This window comes from Pseudocitrobacter corydidari, from assembly GCF_021172065.1.
Taxonomy (GTDB): domain Bacteria; phylum Pseudomonadota; class Gammaproteobacteria; order Enterobacterales; family Enterobacteriaceae; genus Pseudocitrobacter; species Pseudocitrobacter corydidari.
Map to the genome: position 1 here is coordinate 4210273 of NZ_CP087880.1, position 21718 is coordinate 4231990.

The 21718-nt window shown below is 54.7% G+C and carries 17 protein-coding genes; 8 read left to right on the forward strand and 9 right to left on the reverse strand.

From position 1 onward, the window contains the following. Position 1 precedes the first annotated feature (1 nt). Positions 2-715, forward strand: a complete 714-nt coding sequence (locus tag G163CM_RS19510) for a YbbD family protein (RefSeq protein WP_231826018.1) — start codon at positions 2-4, stop codon at positions 713-715. Between the two features lie 213 nt (positions 716-928). On the opposite strand, the gene glpD is transcribed toward G163CM_RS19510, so the two are convergent. Continuing rightward, positions 929-2437 (reverse strand): glycerol-3-phosphate dehydrogenase, encoded by a 1509-nt coding sequence (glpD, locus tag G163CM_RS19515; protein ID WP_231826019.1) that lies wholly within the window; start codon positions 2435-2437, stop codon positions 929-931. Positions 2438-2638: 201 nt separating this feature from the next. On the opposite strand from glpD, the gene glpE reads away from it, so the two are divergent. The 3 genes from glpE (at position 2639) to G163CM_RS19530 (ending at position 4763) form a co-directional block, all read left to right on the forward strand. Continuing rightward, entirely contained in the window at positions 2639-2968 is a 330-nt protein-coding gene (glpE, locus tag G163CM_RS19520) for a thiosulfate sulfurtransferase GlpE (RefSeq protein ID WP_015962658.1), read from the forward strand. Between the two features lie 181 nt (positions 2969-3149). Next, positions 3150-3980, forward strand: coding sequence for a rhomboid family intramembrane serine protease GlpG (gene glpG / locus G163CM_RS19525; RefSeq protein ID WP_231826020.1), 831 nt, complete (start codon positions 3150-3152; stop codon positions 3978-3980). Positions 3981-3998: 18 nt separating this feature from the next. Then, positions 3999-4763 carry a DeoR/GlpR family transcriptional regulator gene (locus G163CM_RS19530; protein ID WP_231826021.1) on the forward strand — a complete coding sequence of 255 codons (765 nt, stop codon included), beginning with the start codon at positions 3999-4001 and terminating at the stop codon, positions 4761-4763. 87 nt (positions 4764-4850) lie between these two features. On the opposite strand, the gene G163CM_RS19535 is transcribed toward G163CM_RS19530, so the two are convergent. Together G163CM_RS19535 and malT are read right to left on the reverse strand one after the other, a co-directional pair. Next, positions 4851-6209, reverse strand: coding sequence for a glycoside-pentoside-hexuronide (GPH):cation symporter (locus tag G163CM_RS19535; RefSeq protein WP_015962661.1), 1359 nt, complete (start codon positions 6207-6209; stop codon positions 4851-4853). A 187-nt stretch (positions 6210-6396) separates the two neighbouring features. Further along, a complete protein-coding gene (gene malT / locus G163CM_RS19540; RefSeq protein ID WP_015962662.1) occupies positions 6397-9102 on the reverse strand; it encodes an HTH-type transcriptional regulator MalT in 2706 nt (901 codons plus the stop codon). 625 nt (positions 9103-9727) lie between these two features. On the opposite strand from malT, the gene malP reads away from it, so the two are divergent. Next, the gene (gene malP / locus G163CM_RS19545; protein ID WP_231826022.1) at positions 9728-12118 is read left to right on the forward strand and encodes a maltodextrin phosphorylase; all 2391 of its coding nucleotides are present in this window, start codon (positions 9728-9730) and stop codon (positions 12116-12118) included. Positions 12119-12128: 10 nt separating this feature from the next. Next, entirely contained in the window at positions 12129-14210 is a 2082-nt protein-coding gene (malQ, locus tag G163CM_RS19550; protein WP_231826023.1) for a 4-alpha-glucanotransferase, read from the forward strand. Positions 14211-14346: 136 nt separating this feature from the next. Here malQ and gntT read toward each other — a convergent pair whose 3' ends face one another. From gntT to gntX, 3 genes are all read right to left on the reverse strand, one after another. Next, positions 14347-15663: a gluconate transporter gene (gntT, locus tag G163CM_RS19555; protein ID WP_231826024.1), complete on the reverse strand. Its 1317-nt coding sequence runs from the start codon at positions 15661-15663 to the stop codon at positions 14347-14349. 473 nt (positions 15664-16136) lie between these two features. Further along, positions 16137-16712, reverse strand: coding sequence for a Fe-S biogenesis protein NfuA (gene nfuA / locus G163CM_RS19560; RefSeq protein WP_015962666.1), 576 nt, complete (start codon positions 16710-16712; stop codon positions 16137-16139). Between the two features lie 58 nt (positions 16713-16770). Next, complete coding sequence (gene gntX, locus G163CM_RS19565) at positions 16771-17445, reverse strand: DNA utilization protein GntX (protein ID WP_231826025.1); 675 nt, start codon at positions 17443-17445, stop codon at positions 16771-16773. Positions 17446-17482: 37 nt separating this feature from the next. On the opposite strand from gntX, the gene bioH reads away from it, so the two are divergent. Together bioH and G163CM_RS19575 are read left to right on the forward strand one after the other, a co-directional pair. Beyond that, positions 17483-18256 carry a pimeloyl-ACP methyl ester esterase BioH gene (gene bioH / locus G163CM_RS19570; protein WP_231826026.1) on the forward strand — a complete coding sequence of 258 codons (774 nt, stop codon included), beginning with the start codon at positions 17483-17485 and terminating at the stop codon, positions 18254-18256. A gap of 144 nt (positions 18257-18400) precedes the next feature. Further along, complete coding sequence (locus G163CM_RS19575; RefSeq protein ID WP_015962669.1) at positions 18401-18670, forward strand: YdgH/BhsA/McbA-like domain containing protein; 270 nt, start codon at positions 18401-18403, stop codon at positions 18668-18670. A gap of 172 nt (positions 18671-18842) precedes the next feature. On the opposite strand, the gene feoC is transcribed toward G163CM_RS19575, so the two are convergent. From feoC to feoA, 3 genes are read right to left on the reverse strand one after another with little or no spacing between them, the layout of a single operon-like run. After that, positions 18843-19079 (reverse strand): [Fe-S]-dependent transcriptional repressor FeoC, encoded by a 237-nt coding sequence (feoC, locus tag G163CM_RS19580; protein WP_015962670.1) that lies wholly within the window; start codon positions 19077-19079, stop codon positions 18843-18845. A 9-nt stretch (positions 19080-19088) separates the two neighbouring features. Beyond that, the gene (gene feoB / locus G163CM_RS19585) at positions 19089-21401 is read right to left on the reverse strand and encodes a Fe(2+) transporter permease subunit FeoB (RefSeq protein WP_231826027.1); all 2313 of its coding nucleotides are present in this window, start codon (positions 21399-21401) and stop codon (positions 19089-19091) included. A 31-nt stretch (positions 21402-21432) separates the two neighbouring features. Further along, positions 21433-21660, reverse strand: coding sequence for a ferrous iron transporter A (gene feoA / locus G163CM_RS19590; protein WP_015962672.1), 228 nt, complete (start codon positions 21658-21660; stop codon positions 21433-21435). Between the last annotated feature and the right edge of the window lie 58 nt (positions 21661-21718).

The following is a 21718-nucleotide window of genomic DNA, read 5'->3' on the forward strand; positions in this document are numbered from 1 at the left end:
CATGGAATCAGTTAACAGATTATTTGCCGACCTCGTCGGCACCGATCCCTACACTGGCGTTGAAATCACCATTGCCAATTGCGAATCAGCATATTGGGATGAGGATATGGTTCCACGCCTGATTAATCAGGCACTGGACGAAGGGGAAAAATTTGTCGGTGCAGCAGGTCTTGATGGTTTGCGCCGCTATGATGTTACTCTGAATGTCGGTTTGTCCTCAAGTCATGTCTGGCCTGGGTTTTCCCTCGATCCTGCGACTATCAGTCGTCTTTGTGCCAGCGGCGCTGAGTTTGGTTTTGACCCTTATATTAACGATGTGCCTGATATTGAGTGTGAACTCAACACAACAGATGACTTTACCGTTCATTTCTCGGCGATGAAAAATCCTGATGAGCGAACAATCATTGCCAAACGTCCACTCAGGGAATGCGCCTCCTGGATTGAGGATGTCTACACTCATTGGGTCTTCAGAGAAGCACTGAAATTTCACGGGGATAACAGTCTGCGCGGATTCCGCGATAAGCAGGCGACGCTGACGTATTATTGCCGTAATTACTCCTCAACAAACTGTACCGATGAAGGATGCAACACCTGTGAGGATAACTGTGTTCGCCCCAGTTTTTCGTTGTCGCGCAGTACCATCATTAGGCTGAATGCCGCTTATGCGAGCTTTGTGTATATACCCTTTACGCGCTCACAAAGGCGGAGGACGTAATATGCAACCCAGCCCCGTTATGCGATGACGAATGTAGAAACCAGGCTAGCTCCTGGAGAAAAAGGGAATGTTTATCGTGCAAATGGAGAAGGGAAACATGAATATTAAATGGGTATTGGCATTAGTTTTAGGTTGTGTTCTGCCAGCCTGAAGAAATAGAGGCTGCCGCAGATGACAGGAAGGCCCGGAAACGTTCTGCTTCCGGGCAATTGTTCAAGAGGCCAGCGACAGTTCACGCTTTCCCGCGTTTTGCAGCAGCCATTGCGCCACGCGCGACTGCTGTTCGGCGTTCAGCCACATTCCCTGCTTGGTTCTGCGCCACAGGGCGTCATCGGCGCGGCGAACCCACTCGTGCTCAACCAGGTAACGCAGTTCAGCTTCATAAAACTCATGACCGAAATCTTCGCCTAAATCCGCCACACTTTTGGCCTGACCCAGCAACAGTTCGCTATTGCTGCCGTAGGTGCGGGCGAAATGTCGCGCCAGCGGTTCGCTGATAAACGGATAGCGGCGGCGCAGAGTCGCCGCGTAGTCATCACGGTCACCGTTGATGTCACCGCCGGGCAGCGTTGCGCCTTTGGTCCATGCCGGGCCGATATTTTTGTAATACGGTGCCAGTTTCTCCAGCGCGTGCTCGGCCAGCTTGCGATAGGTGGTGAGCTTCCCGCCGAACACTGACAGCAGCGGCGCCTGGTTATCGACGTCGTGTACGTCCAGCGTGTAGTCGCGGGTAATGGCCTGCGGTGAGTCTGATTCATCATCGCACAGCGGACGTACGCCGGAGTAAGTCCAGACGATGTCGTCGCGCCCCAGCTGTTTTTTGAAGTGCGCGTTGTACACTTTCAGCAGATAGCTGATTTCCCCTTCGTCGATTTCGACATTTTTCGGATCGCCGTGATACTCCTGGTCGGTGGTACCGATAATCGAAAACTCATCCATCCACGGAATGACGAACACAATTCGCTTATCTTCGTTTTGCAGGATGTAGGCCTGCTTCTGCGTGTGCACGCGCGGCACCACAATGTGGCTGCCTTTGATCAGGCGGATGCCGTAAGGCGAGGGCAGATGCATGCCGTCATCGAAGAACTGCTTCACCCACGGGCCGGTGGCGTTGACCAGGCCACGCGCCTGCCAGGTATATTTTTTGCCGGTATCGATGTCTTCCGCTTCCACAATCCACAGGCCATTCTCACGGCGAGCGGAGGTAGCGCGCGTGCGGGTCAGTACTTCACCACCTTTTCGCTCAACCATTTGCGCGTTGGCTAATACTAAGCGAGCATCGTCAACCCAGCAGTCGGAATATTCGAATCCGCGCACGATTTCCGGTTTGAGGACCGATTCTGCGCCAAAACGCAAACCGGTAGACCCCGGCAGACTGGTGCGTTTGCCCAGATGATCGTACATAAACAGACCAATTCGGATCATCCACGCCGGACGCAGATGCGGGCGATGCGGCAGACGAAAACGCATCGGGAAGGCGATATGCGGTGCCATTTTTAACAGCACTTCACGCTCGGCGAGCGCTTCGCTCACCAGGCGGAATTCATAGTGTTCAAGGTAGCGCAGGCCGCCGTGGATGAGCTTAGAACTGGCGCTGGAGGTGGCGCACGCCAGATCCTGCGCTTCCAGCATCAAAACGGATAATCCGCGCCCGGCGGCATCCGCTGCGATCCCTGCGCCGTTGATCCCGCCACCTATCACAATCAGATCTTTGGTTTCCATGCTCGCTACCTCGTTCACTTTCGTTATAGCTCAATAATGCTCGATAACGAAAATAATAGCAAACAAACGCGCGTTCGGTAACATCAAAAAAACAATTTACAGTGATGTGTGTAACATATTGGCGTTTCACTGCCGTCAGGACGTACACTTGGCGGTAAAATGGCGTGAGTTCGCCCACCTGCAATAAAGAGAAAAGAAACCATGGAACAGTTTGTGTGTATCAATGTAGAAGAAGCGCACCAGAAGTTACGCCAGCAGACCGCCGTGCTGGTAGATATTCGTGACCCGCAGAGCTATGCGCTGGGCCACACGCCGGGTGCGTTTCATCTGACTAACGATACGCTGGGCGCGTTTATGCGCGACAACGATTTTGACACGCCGGTGATGGTGATGTGCTATCACGGCAACAGCAGCAAAGGCGCGGCGCAATATCTGCTCCAGCAGGGCTACGATGAAGTCTATAGCGTGGACGGCGGCTTCGACGCCTGGCATCGCCATTTCCCGGCAGAGGTTGAGCACATCGCGCTTTAGGCATGTGTTTGCAATGGTAATTACACTAAATCATTCAAGTTGGATCAAGGCGGCAAGAGAGCGAATCCCCAGGAGCGTACAAAAGTACGTGACTGGGGTGAGAGCGCGCAGCCAACGCAGAGGCAACTTGAATGATGACGTGTATACTGTGCTCCTTTGTGTGGAATAAGCGACCCTCTGCATGTTGATGATCACCTCTTTTACTAACCCGCGCGTCGCCCAGGCCTTTGTGGACTATATGGCGACGCAGGGTATTATCCTGACAATACAACAACATACTCAGAGTGATGTCTGGCTCGCAGATGAAAGTCAGGCCGAACGTGTACGCGCCGAGTTGACCCGCTTTCTGGAAAACCCGGCAGATCCGCGTTATCTGGCGGCGAGCTGGCAATCGGGCCACACCAACAGCGGGCTGCACTATCGTCGTTTCCCGTTCCTCGAAACGCTGAAAGCCAATGCCGGTCCGGTGACCATGGCGGTGATGATCGCCTGTATTCTGGTTTTCATCCTGATGAACGTGGTGGGCGATCAGGCCGTGATGATGTGGCTGGCCTGGCCTTATGACAGCTCGGTGCAGTTTGAGGCCTGGCGCTACTTTAGCCACGCGCTCATGCATTTCTCGGTGCTGCATATTCTGTTTAATCTGCTGTGGTGGTGGTATCTCGGCGGGGCGGTGGAGAAACGCATCGGCAGCGGTAAACTGGTGGTGATCACCGCGATCAGTGCGCTGTTGAGCGGTTTTATCCAGCACCAGTTTAGCGGCCCCTGGTTTGGCGGGCTGTCTGGCGTGGTGTATGCGCTGATGGGTTACGTCTGGCTGCGCGGCGAGCGCGATCCGGACAGCGGGATTTACCTGCAGCGTGGGTTGATTATCTTTTCGTTGGTCTGGCTGGTTGCCGGTTGGTTTGATCTTTTTGGCATGTCGATTGCCAATGGCGCACATGTTACCGGCCTGGTGGTCGGTCTGGCGATGGCGTTTGTCGATACGCTAAATGCGCGAAAGCGCGCGTAATTATTTCAGGGACTCACCATGAAACAAACACAACGTCATGACGCGATAATTGAGCTGGTCAAATTGCAGGGCTATGTCAGCACCGAAGAGCTGGTAGAGCACTTTTCCGTTAGCCCACAAACCATCCGCCGCGACCTGAACGACCTGGCGGAGCAGAAGATGATCCTGCGCCACCACGGCGGCGCGGCGTTACCTTCCAGTTCGGTCAACGCCTCGTGGCATGACCGAAAATCGACGCAGACGGCGGAGAAAGAGCGCATTGCCCGTAAGGTGGCCAGCGAAATCCCTAATGGTTCTACGCTGTTTATCGATATCGGTACCACGCCGGAAGCGGTCGCCCACGCGTTGCTAAATCATAGTGACCTGCGCATCGTGACCAATAACCTCAACGTGGCTAATACGCTGATGGTGAAAGAGGATTTCCGCATTATCCTCGCGGGCGGTGAATTGCGCAGCCGTGACGGTGGGATTATCGGGGAAGCGACACTCGATTTTATCTCCCAGTTCCGCCTCGATTTCGGCATTCTGGGGATCAGCGGCATCGACAGCGACGGTTCGCTGCTGGAGTTTGATTACCATGAAGTGCGCACCAAGCGCGCAATCATTGAGAACTCGCGTCATGTGATGCTGGTGGTCGACCATTCTAAGTTTGGCCGCAACGCGATGGTGAATATGGGCAGTATCAGCATGGTGGATGCCGTCTACACGGATGTGTTGCCGCCAGATGGAGTAATGAAGGTGATTGCCGAACATAACATCCAGCTGGAGCTGTGCCGGGAGTAGCGGTGAGAAGTGCCGGATGGCGGCTGCGCCTTATCCGGCCTACAGAGTGCTTGTAGGCCGGATAAGCGAAGCGCCATCCGGCATTCGTTACATCTGGAACTGCCCTTTGCTCAGGTCAGTCACGATGGTATTCATTTTGTCTTCCGTCAGCTGATAGAAGCGAATGGAAATCGCGGTAATCAGATAGAAGATTGCCGGTAACACGGTGAACAGAATCAGTACGCCGCGAATCGCTTCGGCAGACTGCTGCTCGACGCCAGCCTGATAGCCGTAGAAAGCCAGGCCCCAGCCCGTCAGTGCGCCACCAATTGCCACGCCCAGTTTGATGATAAAAATATTCGCTGCGACGTTCATACCCGTAATACGACGCTGAGTCTTCCATTCGCCGTAGTTGTTGGCGTCAGTGATCATTGACCATTGCAGCGGCGCGTTAATGCCCTGCAACACGTTCAGAATAATGTGAACGATAAATGCCGGGATCCAGTATTCCGTTGGCAGCACGAGGAACAGCAAGCCAATTAAGGCACTCAGAATGTTTACCCACACGGAAGCGCGGATTTTGCACACTTTTGAACCCAATGGTTTTGCGGCCAGGCTTCCGACCACCGCAGCTACCGTTGTCGCCAGCATAAACATGGAAATAACGCTGCTACCCTGATTCAGGATATATTGCACGAAATAGACCAGTAAGCTGCCGCGCACAACGACGCCACACAGCATCGCCAGGTTATAAACGGACAGAATCCACCACTGATCGTTTTTCGCCAGGATTTTCACGTCGCGCAGAATATTCAGGTTCTCTTCTTTCACCGGTTCGATACGTTCTTTGGTGGTCAGGAAGCAGATCAGGAACATAATGCAGCCAATGACACCGAATATCCCCATCGCCCACTGCATACCGCTTGCGCGATCGCCCGGTGCGAGGAAGTCCGCCAGCGGCAGAATCAGCGCCGTCCCCATTGCACCGCCGATAGGTGCGATGGCGAAACGCCAGGATTGCAGCGAAAGGTTTTCTGACGGATCGGCGGTAATGGCCGCGCCCAGTGAACAGTAAGGAATATTAATCGCGGTATACATTAGTGTCATAAATATATAGGCGATGACGGCGTAAATGATTTTTCCTGTCTGATCAAAGTCTGGCGTGGAATAAACTAAAATGCAGCTTACGGCAAACGGTACGCAGATAATTAACAGCCATGGACGAAAACGCCCCCAGCGGCTTTTTGTCTGGTCTGCAATTGCGCCCATGATAGGGTCGGTAATGGCATCCAGGACTCTGACAACTAAAAATAATGTCCCCATTACCGCCGGGGGTAAGCCATAAATATTTGTGTAGAAGTACGCCAGAATAGCAACAGAGGAATCGAAAACAATGTGGCTTGCGGCATCGCCCAAACCAAATCCAAACTTCTCTTTAGCACTGACTTTTTCGGTTAATGCCGACATATAATCACCCTTTTATAACGTGCCAACTCGCGGCAGTAGTTATAAGAGGTGAAGCGAGGAAGAAATATTCTAATTTTTCATTTCTGATTTATGTTTCTTCTCTAATGTGACGTAGCTATCTCTTCTGAATTGGAAGTATCAATATACAATATATTTTGGCGGTAATAATTTACCACCAAAATATATGTTAAACGCCATACCCCATCATTTTCAGCAGCTGCTGCGCGTGCTGTACCGCATCCTGACGATGTGCCACGCCCAGCTTCTGGTACAGATTACGAATATGCGTCTTAATGGTGGTGGCGGCGACGTCCAGCTCACCCGCAATCTGTTCATTGCTATAGCCGGAGTAGATAAGACCCAGAACCTGCCATTCACGCTGAGTGAGCGGGCTGGTGCGGATAAGCTCCGGCACTTCCGGGTGATTAAGCAGACGTTCGACGAAGTTCTCATCAAAATGCGCGAACTTATGTCGATGATGCTGATTGATTTCGCGCAGAATGCGCTGAGCGCGATGCTGATCGAGTTCCGGCAGCGTGTTGAGCTGAATCAGCTGACGCAACTGCTGCGCCATCGCTTCGCCCTCAATCACAAAGTGGCTGATAAACCCGGTGCGGTTGGCCAGCGTCAGCGCTTCCAGCAGCACGCGTTGAGCTTCATTTTTACGCCCGGCCTGCCAGTACAGTTGATTCAACAGCAGCAGGTTACGGTTGAGATCGCTCATCAGACGCAGCGAACGCGCATTTTCATTCAACTCTTCCAGCACCATTTCAGCGGCATCAAATTCGCCGAGCAGGATCTGCACGCGGGCGATATTGCGCCACTGGCTTTGCAGGAAGTGGTTGTTGGCGAACGCCGGTTTTGGGGTATGGCGCAACCAGTTGGCAGCAGATTTTTTATCGCCGACCATCTGCCAGTAAATCACCCGTACTTTATCGGCGTTGGAGACCCAGTCGCTGTGGTATGGGCCATTCCCGAGTAAATTTTCCAGCCGGTTCAGGTGGCTGCGGGCATTGTCGAGATCGCCGCGCGCCAGAGAGCATTGTACCAGCAGCGCCAGGCACTGAAGCTGCTGCTGCGGCTGATAGTTCACCAGCACATCCATGCCGGTACGTGCAGAGGCTTCGGCTTCATCCAGACGCGCCCACGCCCACAGTAACTGCGCGCGAATGCGCAGCAGGAACTCGTGCATGGGCAGTTGTTCGAGGTGCTGATCGCGAATGAGCTGGAACGCTTTTTCCTGGCACTCCCAGGCGGCCTGCAAAAAGCCCTGGGCAAACAGAATTTCACTTTGTTGGATCAGGCTCCACAGGGCGTAGTGCCAGACATCATGACGGCGCGCCATCTGCTCCGTTTGCTGCATCACCGACAGCGACTGCCCCAGTTGCCCTTTGCAGTGCAGCACTTCGCCATGCACGGAAGTGGCGACGATACGGCTGTAGAAACTGGCCAGCGGCAGCTCATCAAGGGCAACCATTGCCAGACGTTCCGCTTCTTCCGGGTCGCCATCGTTGATGGCCACCTGCGCGCGCAGGGCGTTGAAATCGCCGTGCAGGGCTTTGTCCATCTCGAAGTCCATCTCCTGCTCGGCACGCGCCAGCAGGGTATTAACTTCGCTGTAGCGATGCTGGCTCTGCATCAGCCATGCCTGTAACAGCACCAGACGCGGATTTTCCAGCAGGCTTTCCCACGGCAGGGCGGAGAGCGACTCTTCCAGCAGCGCGAGTTCGCTGTGATGAAACAGACCCCACGCGTGATTCAGCAGAATATCGCGCAGCATTTTGGGGTCGCCAGCCGCAAGCGCGTGATGAATCGCCTCGCTCGGGAAGCCTTGCGCCATCCAGCTTTCGGCGGCGGCGCGATGAATATCGGGTAACTCTGTCGCCAGTTCCCACTGACAGCGCTGGCGCAGGAAGCTACAGAACAGCGGGTGATAGTTAAACCATTCACCGGAGTCATCCATACGTTGCAGGAACAGCCCCTGACGCTCAATCTCTTCCAGCCGCATCTGGCCGTTTTCTTCGCCGGTCACGCGCACAATGAGCGCGTCGTTCATCGAGCGCAGCAGCGAACTTTTCAGCAGGAAATTACGCGTCGCAGGCTCCACGTTATCCAGCACCTCATCGACCAGATAATCGGACAGATGGCTGGCGTTAATGCCGGAAAGACGGCGGGCGGAGTGCTGCGTGGCATTATTGCGCTGACGCGCCGACAGGGCGATCAGCTGTAGCGCCGTCGCCCAACCGGCAACGTCGTCACACAGACGGCCACTCTCAGCAAGCTCGATAGGCGAGGTGAGGCGGCAGTCGAAGAATTGTTTGGTTTCACAGTGGTTAAAAGCCAGCTGTTGGCTGCCGATTTCCAGCAGTTGATCGCGCACGCGCAGGTTGGCGATACCCAACTGCGGTAAATTACGCGACAGGACGACCAGCGTCAGGTTTTCCGGCTGATGGCGCAGGAAAAAGCGCATGGCGTCGTGGATCACCGGATTGGTGATCAGATGGTAATCGTCAATCACCAGATACAGCGGTTTCTGCCACTCGCTCAGCTCGACAAAAAGCTGAGAAAACAGCGATGACAGGCTCGCATACTGGCGTTTTTGCACCATGTTTTCGCTGGCGCTGCAATGGCCGCCCGTCGCCTGCTGAATCGCGGCGATAAGGTAGCTGGCGAACCGTTCCTGCTGGTTATCCCCTTCATCAAGGGAGTACCAACCCAGTTCGTTTTTTCCCGCCGCCCACTGTGAAATGAGCGTCGTCTTGCCATAACCTGCAGGGCTGGTGATCAGCGCCAGACGATAATTGTTCGCGCCTGAAAGCTTCGCCAGCAGCCGTTCCCGAATCACTGTGTGTTCAAGACGGACGGGTCGACTTAATTTTGACGGAATCAACATAGCAATCACTTCACTGTGAGGAGAGAAAAATATTTTTTTTAGGGCTCGTAATTAATCAATACAAAGGTCGGCCAAATGACAATTTATTGCAAGTTATGTCCGGTTTTGATGTCTGCGAATTTGCACTCTGTCACAATTCTACTTATTGCCCATTTGAATTACGGAGACCGGTTGCAGGGCGCGTGGTGACTGGGTTTGTCAAAAAGAGTAAAACTCTGAAAAAGCGACAAAGGGCATGGGGTTAATTAAACAACTATTAAATTTATAGTCAGCTGCGCTATTTGCCTTATGGATCATCTTATTTTCATTTCGGGTTATTTCATAACCGAAACTATTTCCCTGCGGCCGTAAATTAAGAAAAACACCATTTCATTTTTATGACACACCGCGCGGATATCTTCGTTCTGATAACTGAAACTGCCGCCTGGCAGAATGGATGGCCGCCTGACGTGGTGTGAAATTTGCGCAATTTCAGGGTTAGTCACTAACGTAATAGTGTCTGCGATCACACTTTTCGCTCATCCCTGCGACTCCTCCCCGCCTAATCCGGGACGGGATGAGGAAGACACACAGTCAGCCAGGCAAACTATCACTAACGTTTATGTAAAAAGGACTCGAATTCCCTATGTCACAGCCAACCTTCAATAAAGAACTGTTTCAGGCTGCCCTGACGCGTCAGTGGCAACGATTTGGTTTACAGGCTGCTTCTGAGATGACTTCTCACCAGTGGTGGCAGGCTGTGAGCGGTGCGTTGGCAGAAATGCTGTCCGCTCAGCCCGTGGCGAAACCGGCGAAGGATCAACGCCACGTGAACTACATTTCGATGGAGTTTCTGATTGGTCGTCTGACCGGCAACAACCTGCTGAACCTCGGCTGGTATGAGGGCGTGAGCGATGCGCTCAAGCCGTTCGATATTCATCTGACCGACCTGCTGGAAGAAGAAACGGACCCGGCGCTGGGTAACGGCGGTCTGGGGCGTCTGGCGGCCTGCTTCCTTGACTCTATGGCGACCGTGGGTCAATCGGCAACTGGCTATGGCCTGAACTATCAATATGGCTTATTCCGTCAGTCTTTTGCCGATGGTCAGCAGATGGAAGCGCCGGATGACTGGCAGCGCGGTAGCTACCCGTGGTTCCGCCACAACGCGACGCTGGATGTGCTGGTCGGTATTGGCGGTAAAGTCAGCAAAGAGGGTCACTGGACCCCGGCATTCGAAATCACCGGTGAAGCCTGGGACCTGCCGGTACTGGGTTATCGTAACGGCGTCGCACAGCCGCTGCGCCTGTGGCAGGCGAAGCACGCGCATCCATTTAACCTGACCAAATTCAACGACGGCGACTTCCTGCGTGCAGAACAGCAGGGCATCGATGCCGAAAAACTGACGAAAGTGCTCTACCCGAACGACAACCATACGGCGGGTAAAAAACTCCGCCTGATGCAGCAGTACTTCCAGTGTGCGTGTTCAGTGGCGGATATTCTGCGTCGTCATCATCTGGCGGGCCGCAAACTGCATGAACTGGCGAATTTCGAAGTCATTCAGCTTAACGATACTCACCCGACGATCGCCATTCCTGAACTGCTGCGCGTGCTGATTGATGAGCACCAGTTGAGCTGGGATGACGCCTGGGCTATCACCAGCAAAACATTCGCCTACACCAACCACACCCTGATGCCGGAAGCGCTCGAGTGCTGGGATGAAAAACTGATTAAAGCGCTGCTGCCACGCCATATGCAGATCATCAACGAAATCAACGCGCGCTTTAAAAAGCTGGTTGATAAAACCTGGCCGGGCGACAAAGCGGTTTGGGCGAAACTGGCCGTGGTGCACGACAAACAGGTGCGCATGGCGAACATGTGCGTGGTCAGCGGTTTTGCGGTGAACGGCGTCGCCGCGCTGCACTCCGACCTGGTGGTGAAAGATCTGTTCCCGGAATATCACCAGCTGTGGCCGAACAAATTCCATAACGTCACCAACGGCATTACGCCGCGCCGCTGGATCAAACAGTGCAACCCGGCACTGGCTGCGTTACTCGATAAGTCGCTGAAGAAAGAGTGGGCGAACGATCTCGACCAGTTGAACAATCTGGAAAAATTCGCTGACGACGCCAAATTCCGCCAGACCTATCGCGAGATCAAACAGGCCAACAAAGAGCGCCTGGCTGAGTTCGTGAAAGCGCGTACCGGCATTGAAATCAATACCCAGGCGATTTTTGATATCCAAATCAAGCGCCTGCACGAATACAAACGTCAGCACCTGAACCTGCTGCACATTCTGGCGCTGTATAAAGAGATCCGCGAGAACCCGCAGGCAGACCGCGTCCCGCGCGTATTCCTGTTCGGCGCCAAAGCAGCGCCGGGCTACTACCTGGCGAAGAACATCATCTTCGCGATTAACAAGGTGGCAGAAGCCGTCAATAACGATCCGAAAGTGGGCGACAAGCTGAAAGTGGTCTTCCTGCCGGATTACTGTGTGTCGGCGGCGGAAAAAATGATCCCGGCGGCGGATGTCTCCGAACAGATCTCTACCGCAGGCAAAGAAGCGTCTGGTACCGGCAACATGAAGCTGGCGCTGAACGGGGCGTTGACCGTCGGTACGCTGGATGGTGCGAACGTGGAAATCGCGGAAGTGGTCGGCGATGAAAACATCTTCATCTTCGGTAACACCGTTGAACAGGTGAAGGCGCTGAAAGCGAAAGGTTACGATCCGCTGAAATGGCGTAAGAAAGACAAACTGCTGGACGCGGTGCTCAAAGAGCTGGAGAGCGGTAAGTACAGCGATGGCGACAAACACGCGTTCGACCAGATGCTGCACAGCCTGCTGAAAGGCGGCGACCCGTACCTGGTGCTGGCCGATTTCGAAGCCTACGTGGCAGCGCAGAAACAGGTCGATGTGCTGTATCGCGACCAGGAAGCGTGGACCCGCGCCACCATCCTGAACACCGCGCGCTGCGGCATGTTTAGCTCCGATCGCTCCATTCGCGATTATCAGAAACGTATCTGGCAGGCAAAACGCTAAGGACAGGCCTATGGAAAGCAAACGCCTCGACAATGCCGCGCTGGCGGCGGGGATCAGCCCCAACTATATCAATGCGCACGGTAAACCGCAGTCTATCGGTGCTGACACCAAACGGCGTTTGCTGGACGCAATGCACGCTACCGCCACGAAAGTGGCGGTGACGCCCGTCCCGAACGTCATGGTCTGGACGCATGGCAAAAAAATGGTTCTGACGGTTGAAGGCAGCGGCGAGTTTCACTGGCTGCTGACCACCGAAGAGGGCAAGCAGTATCAGGGCGAAGCGACAGGAGGCAAAAACCTGGCGCTGCCCGCGCGTCTGCCAGAGGGCTATCACTCCCTTACGCTGACCCAGTCTGATGAACGCTGGCACTGCCGGGTGATTGTTGCCCCGGAACGCTGCTATGAACCGCTGGCGTTGAAAGAGAAAGAAAAATTGTGGGGCGCCTGCGTGCAGCTCTACACCCTGCGTTCTGAAAAGAACTGGGGAATTGGCGACTTTGGCGACCTGAAGGCGATGCTGCCGGAAATCGCCAAACGCGGCGGGGCGTTTATCGGCCTCAATCCGATCCACGCGCTCTATCCGGCGAACCCGGAAAGCGCGAGCCCGTACAGCCCTTCATCTCGCCGCTGGCTGAACGTGATTTATATCGACGTCAACGCGGTGGAAGATTTCCAGCACAGTGAAGAAGCACAGGCCTGGTGGAAAAAACCGGCCACCCAGAAAGCGCTGAAAGCCGCCTGCGATGCGGTGTGGGTGGATTATACGGCGGTAACCGAACTGAAAATGACCGCGCTGCGTATGGCGTGGACGCGTTTTGCCAAACGCACTGATGCGCAGATGACCCAGTTCCGCAACTTTGTGGAACGTGAAGGAGACAGCCTTTACTGGCAGGCAGCGTATGACGCGCTGCACGCCAATCAGGTGAAAATCGACAAACTGCGCTGGGGCTGGCCTGCCTGGCCGCAAGCGTATCAGGATGTCGATAGCCCGGAAGTGCGTGCGTTCTGTGAGCAGCATGCCGATGAAGTCGATTTCTATCTTTGGCTGCAATGGCTGGCGTACACCCAGTTCGCGGCCTGCTGGCAGGAAAGCCAGCAATATGACATGCCGATTGGCCTGTATCGCGACCTCGCCGTGGGCGTGGCGGAGGGCGGCGCGGAAACCTGGTGTGACCGCGAGCTTTACTGCCTGAAAGCGTCAGTGGGCGCACCGCCGGATATTCTCGGGCCGCTGGGGCAAAACTGGGGCCTGCCGCCGATGGACCCGCACATCATTACCGCGCGTGCCTACGAGCCGTTTATCGACCTGCTGCGCGCGAATATGAAAAACTGCGGCGCGCTGCGTATCGACCACGTGATGTCCGTGCTGCGTCTGTGGTGGATCCCTTACGGTGAAACGGCGGATCACGGCGCGTACGTGCATTATCCGGTGGACGATCTGCTGTCGATTCTGGCGCTGGAGAGTAAACGCCATCGCTGCATGGTGATTGGTGAAGATCTCGGTACCGTACCGGTGGAGATTGTCGGCAAACTGCGCAAGAGCGGAGTTTACTCATACAAAGTGCTCTACTTCGAAAACGACAGCGACAAAATCTTCCGTGCGCCTAAAGCGTATCCGGAGCAATCCATGGCGGTCGCCACCACCCATGACCTGCCGACGCTGCGCGGTTACTGGGAAAGCGGTGACCTGACGCTCGGTCGGGCGCTGGGGCTCTACCCTGACGAAGTGGTGTTACGTGGTTTGTATCAGGATCGCGAACTGGCGAAGCAGGGCTTGCTGGATGCGCTGCACAAATATGGCGTGCTGCCAAAACGTGCCGGGCATAAAGCCAGCCTGATGAGCATGACCGACACGCTCAATCGCGGTATGCAGCGTTATATCGCTGACAGCAACAGCGCACTGCTGGGGCTGCAACCGGAAGACTGGCTGAATATGGAAGAGCCGGTCAATATCCCTGGTACCAGCGATCAGTACAAAAACTGGCGGCGTAAGCTGACCACCAGTCTTGAGCAGATGTTTGCCGATGAACGGGTGAATAAGCTGATTAAGGACCTGGATAAACGGCGCAAAGCGGCAGGTAAGAAGAAGTAAAAGGAACCAAAATACTCACCCTAACCCTAACCCTCTCCCTTAGGGAGAGGGAACCGAATGTGCCAGTGGTCAGGTATATGCGGTTTTCACCCTCTCCCTAAGGGAGAGGGCCGGGGTGAGGGGGGAAAATCTCAAATCAAACAACCATTCCCAGCAGCAGACAACCTACCAGACCACACACGGAGATGATGGTTTCCAGCATCGACCAGGACTTGATGGTCTCGCCGATAGTCAGGTTGAAATACTCTTTGAACAGCCAGAAGCCTGGATCGTTCACGTGAGAGAAGATAACGCTACCGGAACCAACCGCGATAACCATCAGCTCAGGGCTTACGCCCGTAGTGGCAATCAGCGGGGCTGCGATACCACCGGCAGTGATGGCCGCAACGGTTGCGGAACCCAGCGCGATACGCAGCACGGCGGCAATAGACCAGGCCATCAGCAGCGGAGAAACGTTGGAGCCATGCATCATTGAAGCGATGTATTTGTCCACGCCGCTATCAACCAGAACCTGCTTAAACGCACCGCCACCGCCAATGATCAACAGCATCATGGCAATGATTTTGATGGAAGAAGTCAGCGTATCGTTCACCTGGTCCATGTTACGACCACGGTTCAGGCCGAATGTGAATACGGCAATCAGTACGGCAATCAGCGTAGCCATTACCGGGTCGCCGAAGAATTCAGCGTACGGCAGCACCGCATGGCCTTTCGGCAGCACCATTTCTGCAATAGCGCGCAGGGCCATCAGGATAACCGGCACCAGTGCGGTCCAGACGCTCACGCCGAAAGAAGGCATTTCTTCTTCGGTGAAGGTTTTCGGGTTGTGCAGACCTTCCGGAATCGGCTTGTCGATGCTTTTCAGGCAGCGCGCATAAACCGGGCCTGCCAGGATCACGGTCGGAATTGCCAGCAGCGTACCGTACAGCAGGGTTTTACCCATGTCTGCGTGGAAGATGGTTGCAATCGCGGTCGGGCCCGGGTGCGGCGGCAGGAAGCCGTGCGTAACGGACAGTGCGGCGGCCATCGGTACGCCGATATACAGCAGCGGAATACGCGCGGAAGCAGCGATGGTGAAGACCAGCGGCAGCAACAGGACGAAACCAACCTCGTAGAACAGCGCAAAACCGACGGTGAAACCGGTCAGAACCACCGCCCACTGAATGTTTTTGCGACCGAACTTGTCGATAAGCGTGGTGGCGATACGCTGAGCACCGCCGCAGTCTGCCAGCAGTTTCCCGAGCATTGCGCCGAAGCCCATAATCAGCGCAAGGCTGCCCAGGGTTCCACCTACGCCGTTTTTGATAGAGACGATGACTTTGTCGAGCGGCATACCCTGCATCAACCCGACGGCGAGCGCCACCAGGATAAGGGCAATAAAGCCGTTCATTTTAAAACGGATCATCAGCAGTAATAACAGGATAACCCCGATAGCTACTATGACTAATGGCATGATGCACCTGGCCTTTAATTTATATGGGTAACGTCATTGTTTCAGTGACAACGTCCAATTGTCCCCAGAGAGGGTGGACACACTTCATTGCGTCGGAATCTCACTTTTGCCCTGCTAAAGGATAGCTGGCTATTGATTTGCGTGACGACGCTATGGGGCGGATGATACGGGTAACATGAGGGAGTGAGAATTACCCAGGCAGCATAAATGTAAAAATTGAGACGGATGTCATACTATTTGCCGGGTTTTTGCAAAGATGTGTATAGAGAATTGCGAGCTATGTTGCGCGGTAACATTACGGGGATGGATTTATGCAGTGTGAAGCATTCGCCGGATGCGGCTTACGCCTTATCCAGCCTACAAAATCTGTACAACACGTAGGCCCGATAAGCAACGCGCATCGGGCAACAGCGAGCACAGTACGTAGGCCCGGTAAGCGCAGCGCCACCGGGCAAAAGGGCAGGGGGTAAAACTTAGTAGTAAGAGTGTTCGCCGCGCTGGTGTTCAGTCAGATCGCGAACCCCTTTCAGTTCCGGGAATTCAGCCAGCAGCTGCTTCTCAATCCCTTCTTTCAGCGTCACGTCTACCATCGAGCAACCGTTACAGCCGCCGCCGAATTGCAGAATCGCATAGCCTTCGTCGGTGATTTCCATCAGCGTTACGCGGCCGCCGTGGCCTGCCAGCTGCGGGTTAACCTGCGCCTGAATCATATACTCAACGCGCTCCATCAGCGGCGCATCGTCAGACACTTTACGCATTTTGGCGTTTGGCGCTTTCAGGGTCAGCTGAGAACCCAGCTGATCGGTAACAAAATCAATTTCCGCATCTTCCAGATACGGTGCGCTCAGCTCATCGACATAGGCGGTGAGTTGTTCAAATTTCAGGGCAGTGTCACTTGCTTCCACCGCATCCGGCGGGCAATAAGAAACGCCACATTCTGCGTTTGGCGTGCCAGGATTGATAACAAATACGCGGATTTGTGTACCTTCTTCCTGATTTACCAGCAGTTTGGCAAAGTGCGCTTGTGCAGCATCGGAAATACGGATCATAGCTTTGGCCTAATAGTTGACTACTTTAGTTGGTTATAATACGCCCATCAGAGGGGGTCTACAAGGTGCGACACAGGCACCATACCTGAACGCTCGCCGCGCCGTTTCGCAAAAGCAGGCGGGAAATTTCGGCGACAGTGCTGCCCGTGGTAACGACATCATCCACAATCACCATATGGAGCCCCTTCACCGGTAATTCAAGCCGGAAGGCATTTTTCAGGTTGCGGGCGCGTAACCGCGCGCTGAGCTGGTGCTGGGTGGCGGTTTTCCGCACCCGTTTAAGAGCAAAAGGATGCCAGGCGCAGCCAAGCCATTTCGCCAGCGCCTGACACAACAGGTCGCTCTGATTAAATCCCCGTCGCCAGTGACGTCGCTGCCAGAGCGGAACGCTGATGAGCCGGTCTGGCCGGGGTAATCCAGATGTTTGCCGCGCGTTTAATAGCATGAGCCGTGCCAGAATCGGGGCGAGCTCCGGCTTATCGCAGAATTTAAATTGATGAATCAAATGACTGAGCGGCGGGACATAATCATTCACCGCTATTAACCGGCTCCAGGGCGGCGCTTTACGCAGGCAGCGCCCGCATACGAGGTGCCCGATCGCCGCCGGAAGCCCGCACTGAGGGCAGCGCGGTTGTGTGTTAAATAACGTTTGCGCGCAGCGGGAGCAGACGCCCCATCGTGAAATCGCCAGCGGCATTTGGCATAGCCAGCACAAGCTGTGGACTGTTAGCATATTGCACCTCGAAAGCCGGATGTGGGAACAATAACTGATGAACAACGTTTGGTGGCAAACCAAAGGTGAAGGAGATCGCCATCTTGTGCTGCTGCACGGATGGGGGCTGAACGCGCAGGTGTGGGATTGCATAACGCCGGAACTGAGCGCGCATTTCACGCTGCATCTTGTCGACCTGCCAGGCTTTGGCCGCAGCCGTGATTTCGGCGCAATGTCGCTGGATGCGATGGCGGAGCTTGTGCTGAAACAGGCGCCTGAACAGGCTATTTGGTTAGGCTGGAGCCTCGGCGGGCTGGTGGCGAGTCAGATAGCCCTGACGCACCCGCAGCGTGTCCAGGCACTGATTACCGTCGCATCATCGCCATGTTTCTGCGCGCAGGACGACTGGGCCGGCATCAAGCCCGAGATTCTGGCGGGCTTCCAGCAACAGCTGAGCGAGGATTTTCAGCGTACCGTTGAGCGCTTCCTCGCGCTGCAAACCCTGGGCACGGAAAGCGCCAGGCAGGATGCGCGTGCGCTGAAAAGTACCGTGCTGTCGCTGCCGATGCCAACCGTCGATGCGCTCAACGGCGGGCTGGAGATCCTGAAAACCGCTGATTTGCGTCAGGCGCTGACCTCGCTGGACAAACCTTTCCTGCGTCTTTATGGCCGACTGGATGGCCTGGTGCCGCGCAAAATAGTGCCCCAACTCGATGCCCTGTGGCCGCAGAGTGAATCGTACCTTTTTGCCAAAGCCGCCCATGCACCGTTTATCTCGCATCCGGATGAATTTTCTCAGGTTATTCGCGAGTTTGCCGACGCTAAAATTTAATTTTTGCGCCCACATGGAAAAAGTTTCGAAGCGGAACAATACTTATCCTGCCGGTACGCTTAGAGCCTATCCCATTAGGCTCTTAATGCGTTGATAGCCGTTGCGTACCGCATATAAAACAAAAACTTATATAGGGATAACGTTATGAAACTCGTTACAGGTATTGTCGCGACTCTGGTTATGGGCTCGCTCTCTTTTGGTGCGCTGGCGGCGAAAGAGATTCAGAAAGAAGATGTCGCGAAGATGAATCTCACTAAGGTTGGCGAAATCACCACCTCGCGTACCACCTCGCCGATGGATGCGAAGCGCGATTTGTCGAAAAAAGCGGATGAGCTGGGCGGGAAGTACTATGTGATTATCGCCGGTTCAAAGAATGAGAAAACCGTGCACGGTAACGCAGACGTTTATAAGTGATTAAAAAAGCGGGTCTTCGGACCCGCTTGAGACTGATGACGAACGTAACATTGCCTGATGCGCTACGCTTATCAGGCCTACAAGGTTTCTGCAATGTATTGAATTTACACTATTTTGTAGGCCGGATAAGGCGTTTACGCCGCATCCGGCAAGAACAAAGCGCACTTTGTTATTAGCACAATACCCACCATTCGCTCAGGCAGGCTCGCCCTTCCGGGCACTGCTTACAGCTCCCTGACAGACAACCATCCGCGTCTTCCTGCACGCGACGCGCTTTACCCATTGCTTCCAGGCGTTCGAGCATGGCATCGATCATCGGCTGCGGCGTGTGTAACTGCGCGCTGAGCTGTGATGCCCCCATGCGTCCTTGCAGTGCCAGCATATCGCGAACCTCAATTAACGATGCCATCGCCTCTCCTTAGTGGCAGCTGCCAGAGGTTTCATGAGCGTGAACGGTTTTGCGCGTCGCCAGCAGATTCACATCCACACGGCTACGTGCCCGGCGCAGCGCGCCAATCACTATCACGTTAAACAGAATCACCGCCAGAATGCACACCAGGCTGTACTGCGGATGCTGTTTGAAGCTGGTGACCTGATAAAATAGCGTCGACAGTGAGTAAGCGATATTCAGCCCCCACAGCACCGAGAAGCCCATCCAGCCGCGGCTGGACTCACGGGCAATCGCACCCATCACCGAAATGCACGGAATGTAGAGCAGAACGAAAATCAGGTAGCTGTAGGCCGCCGCCGCGCTGCCGAATTTGCTGCTCATCACGCCCATCGCGCCGGTCGCCATTTCCCCGTCGCCTTTACTGGCTTCGATTGGGTTCGCCAGCACGCTCAGGCTAAAGGTGTCTTTCAGGCTCTGCCAGGTTTCATCGGCTGCGCCCAGCAGTTCGTCGGTCAGGCTGAAGGTGGCTGGATCGAAATCTTCTTCCTGAATATTTTCAGCGGTGTAGAGGGTGTTCAACGTACCGACTACCACCTCTTTTGCCATCGCCCCGGTAAACAGGCCAACCGCGGCCTGCCAGTTATCTTCATGCACGCCAATCGGTTTCAGCAGCGGCGTTAACTGACGGCTCACTGACGCAAGGGCTGAGTCGTTGATGTTATCGACCGCCTGGCCGCTCAGTGAGAAGCTGTTCAGGGCGCTCAGGAAAATACTGACGATAACGATGACTTTACCCGCGCGAACTACAAAGCCTTTCAGGCGTTGCCAGGTCTGGATAAACAGGCTTTTCAGATGCGGAATGTGATAAACCGGCAGCTCCATCACGAACGGTGAGGCTTCACCACGCATGATGGTGTATTTGAGCATCAGACCGGTGAGGATCGCCATCACGATGCCCAGTACGTAAAGCGAGAAGACCGCCAGCGCGCCCTGCTGACCAAAGAAGGCCGCCGCGAAGACGGCGAAGATTGCCAGACGTGCGCCGCAGGACATAAACGGCGCCATCATGATGGTCATCAGACGCTCGCGCGGGGCATCGAGCGTACGTGCGCCCATCACCGACGGTACGTTACAGCCGAAACCAACAATCAGCGGCACGAAGGATTTGCCCGGCAGGCCAAGCGACTGCATCAGGCGGTCCATAACAAACGCCGCACGCGCCATGTAGCCGGAATCCTCAAGGAAGGAGAGGAACAGGTACATCATGCCGATTTGCGGTACCAGCGGCAGCACGGTGTTGATCCCGCCGCCAATACCCTGGGCGAGGAAAATCGTCAGCCATTCCGGGAAGTGCAGCGTTGCGCCAACCCATTGAATGCCGTGAATAAAGATAGCGACCGAGCCACCGTCGAAAATAGGCTGCAATGCGCCGCCGATGTTAATCGCCAGCAGGAACATCAGGTACATCACGAACAGGAAGATCGGCAGTCCCAGTACGCGGTTGAGCACGATTTTATCCACGGCAGCGGTGAAGCGGCTTGGCTCGGCGGTGAGCGTGTTACTGACGCTGTCGCAAATGGCAGAGATGCTTTGATAACGCGCATCGGCGATATGCAGTGCAGGGTCATCCAGTTCGTCGTTCAGATTAGCCAGCGCGATATCGAGTTTATCCGCCGCATCGCCTGCGTAGGCGCGGCTATAGATATCGCCTTCCAGCATTTGCATACCGAGCCAGTGGCGCTGTTTCTCCGGAATCGCTTCCGGCATCGCGCGCGCCAGATTTTCTGCTTCACGAAGCAGCGGGGCAGCGTAGTGCACCAGCTCAATCTCATCGTTGCTTTGATAGCGGTCGACCGCCAGCTTCAGGGCGTCGATCCCACGGCCACGCGTGGAAACCAGCGGAACCACCGGGCAACCCAAACGCGCAGAGAGGGCGTCAATATCAATGCGGATTTGCTGTTTTTCCGCGATATCGAGCATGTTGAGCGCCACGATGCAGGGAATACCGAGTTCGAGCAGTTGCAGCGTCAGGTAGAGGTTGCGCTCGAGGTTAGAAGCATCGACGACGTTAATCAGTAAGTCGGCGTCGCCGCTTAAAATGTAGTGGCAGGCGATTTGCTCATCGAGTGAGGTCTGCGAGGAGATGGTGGTCAGGGAGTAGGTCCCTGGCAGGTCGACCAGCGTGACGCTGTGATCGGTCGTTGAAAACGACCCTTCTTTACGCTCGACCGTCACCCCGGACCAGTTCCCCACGCGCTGACGTGCGCCGGTTAATTGATTGAATAATGTTGTCTTGCCGGAATTAGGATTACCAATTAAGCCAATGGTTAGTTTTTTCATTTTTTGTGAACTCTATAACAGCTAAATCGGATTAACGAGAAATGGATTCAAGATCGAGGAATTCCAAATCTTTTTTGCGTAGGACTAAACTGACTCGACGCGTTTCAATATGAATGGGGTCGCCTAAAGGTGCGACACGTACAACCTGGAAAGAGGAGCCGGGCAGCATGCCGAGCGACAGCAGTTTCTGACGCCAGGCCGGGCTGATTTCACGGGAGAAGCCAGTAATTTTCCACGCACTATCAGGAGTAAATTGCATAGGGCCTACTTATTTCATCGCGAGTCACTGTCGCGCGGGTTCAACAGAAACGAACGGA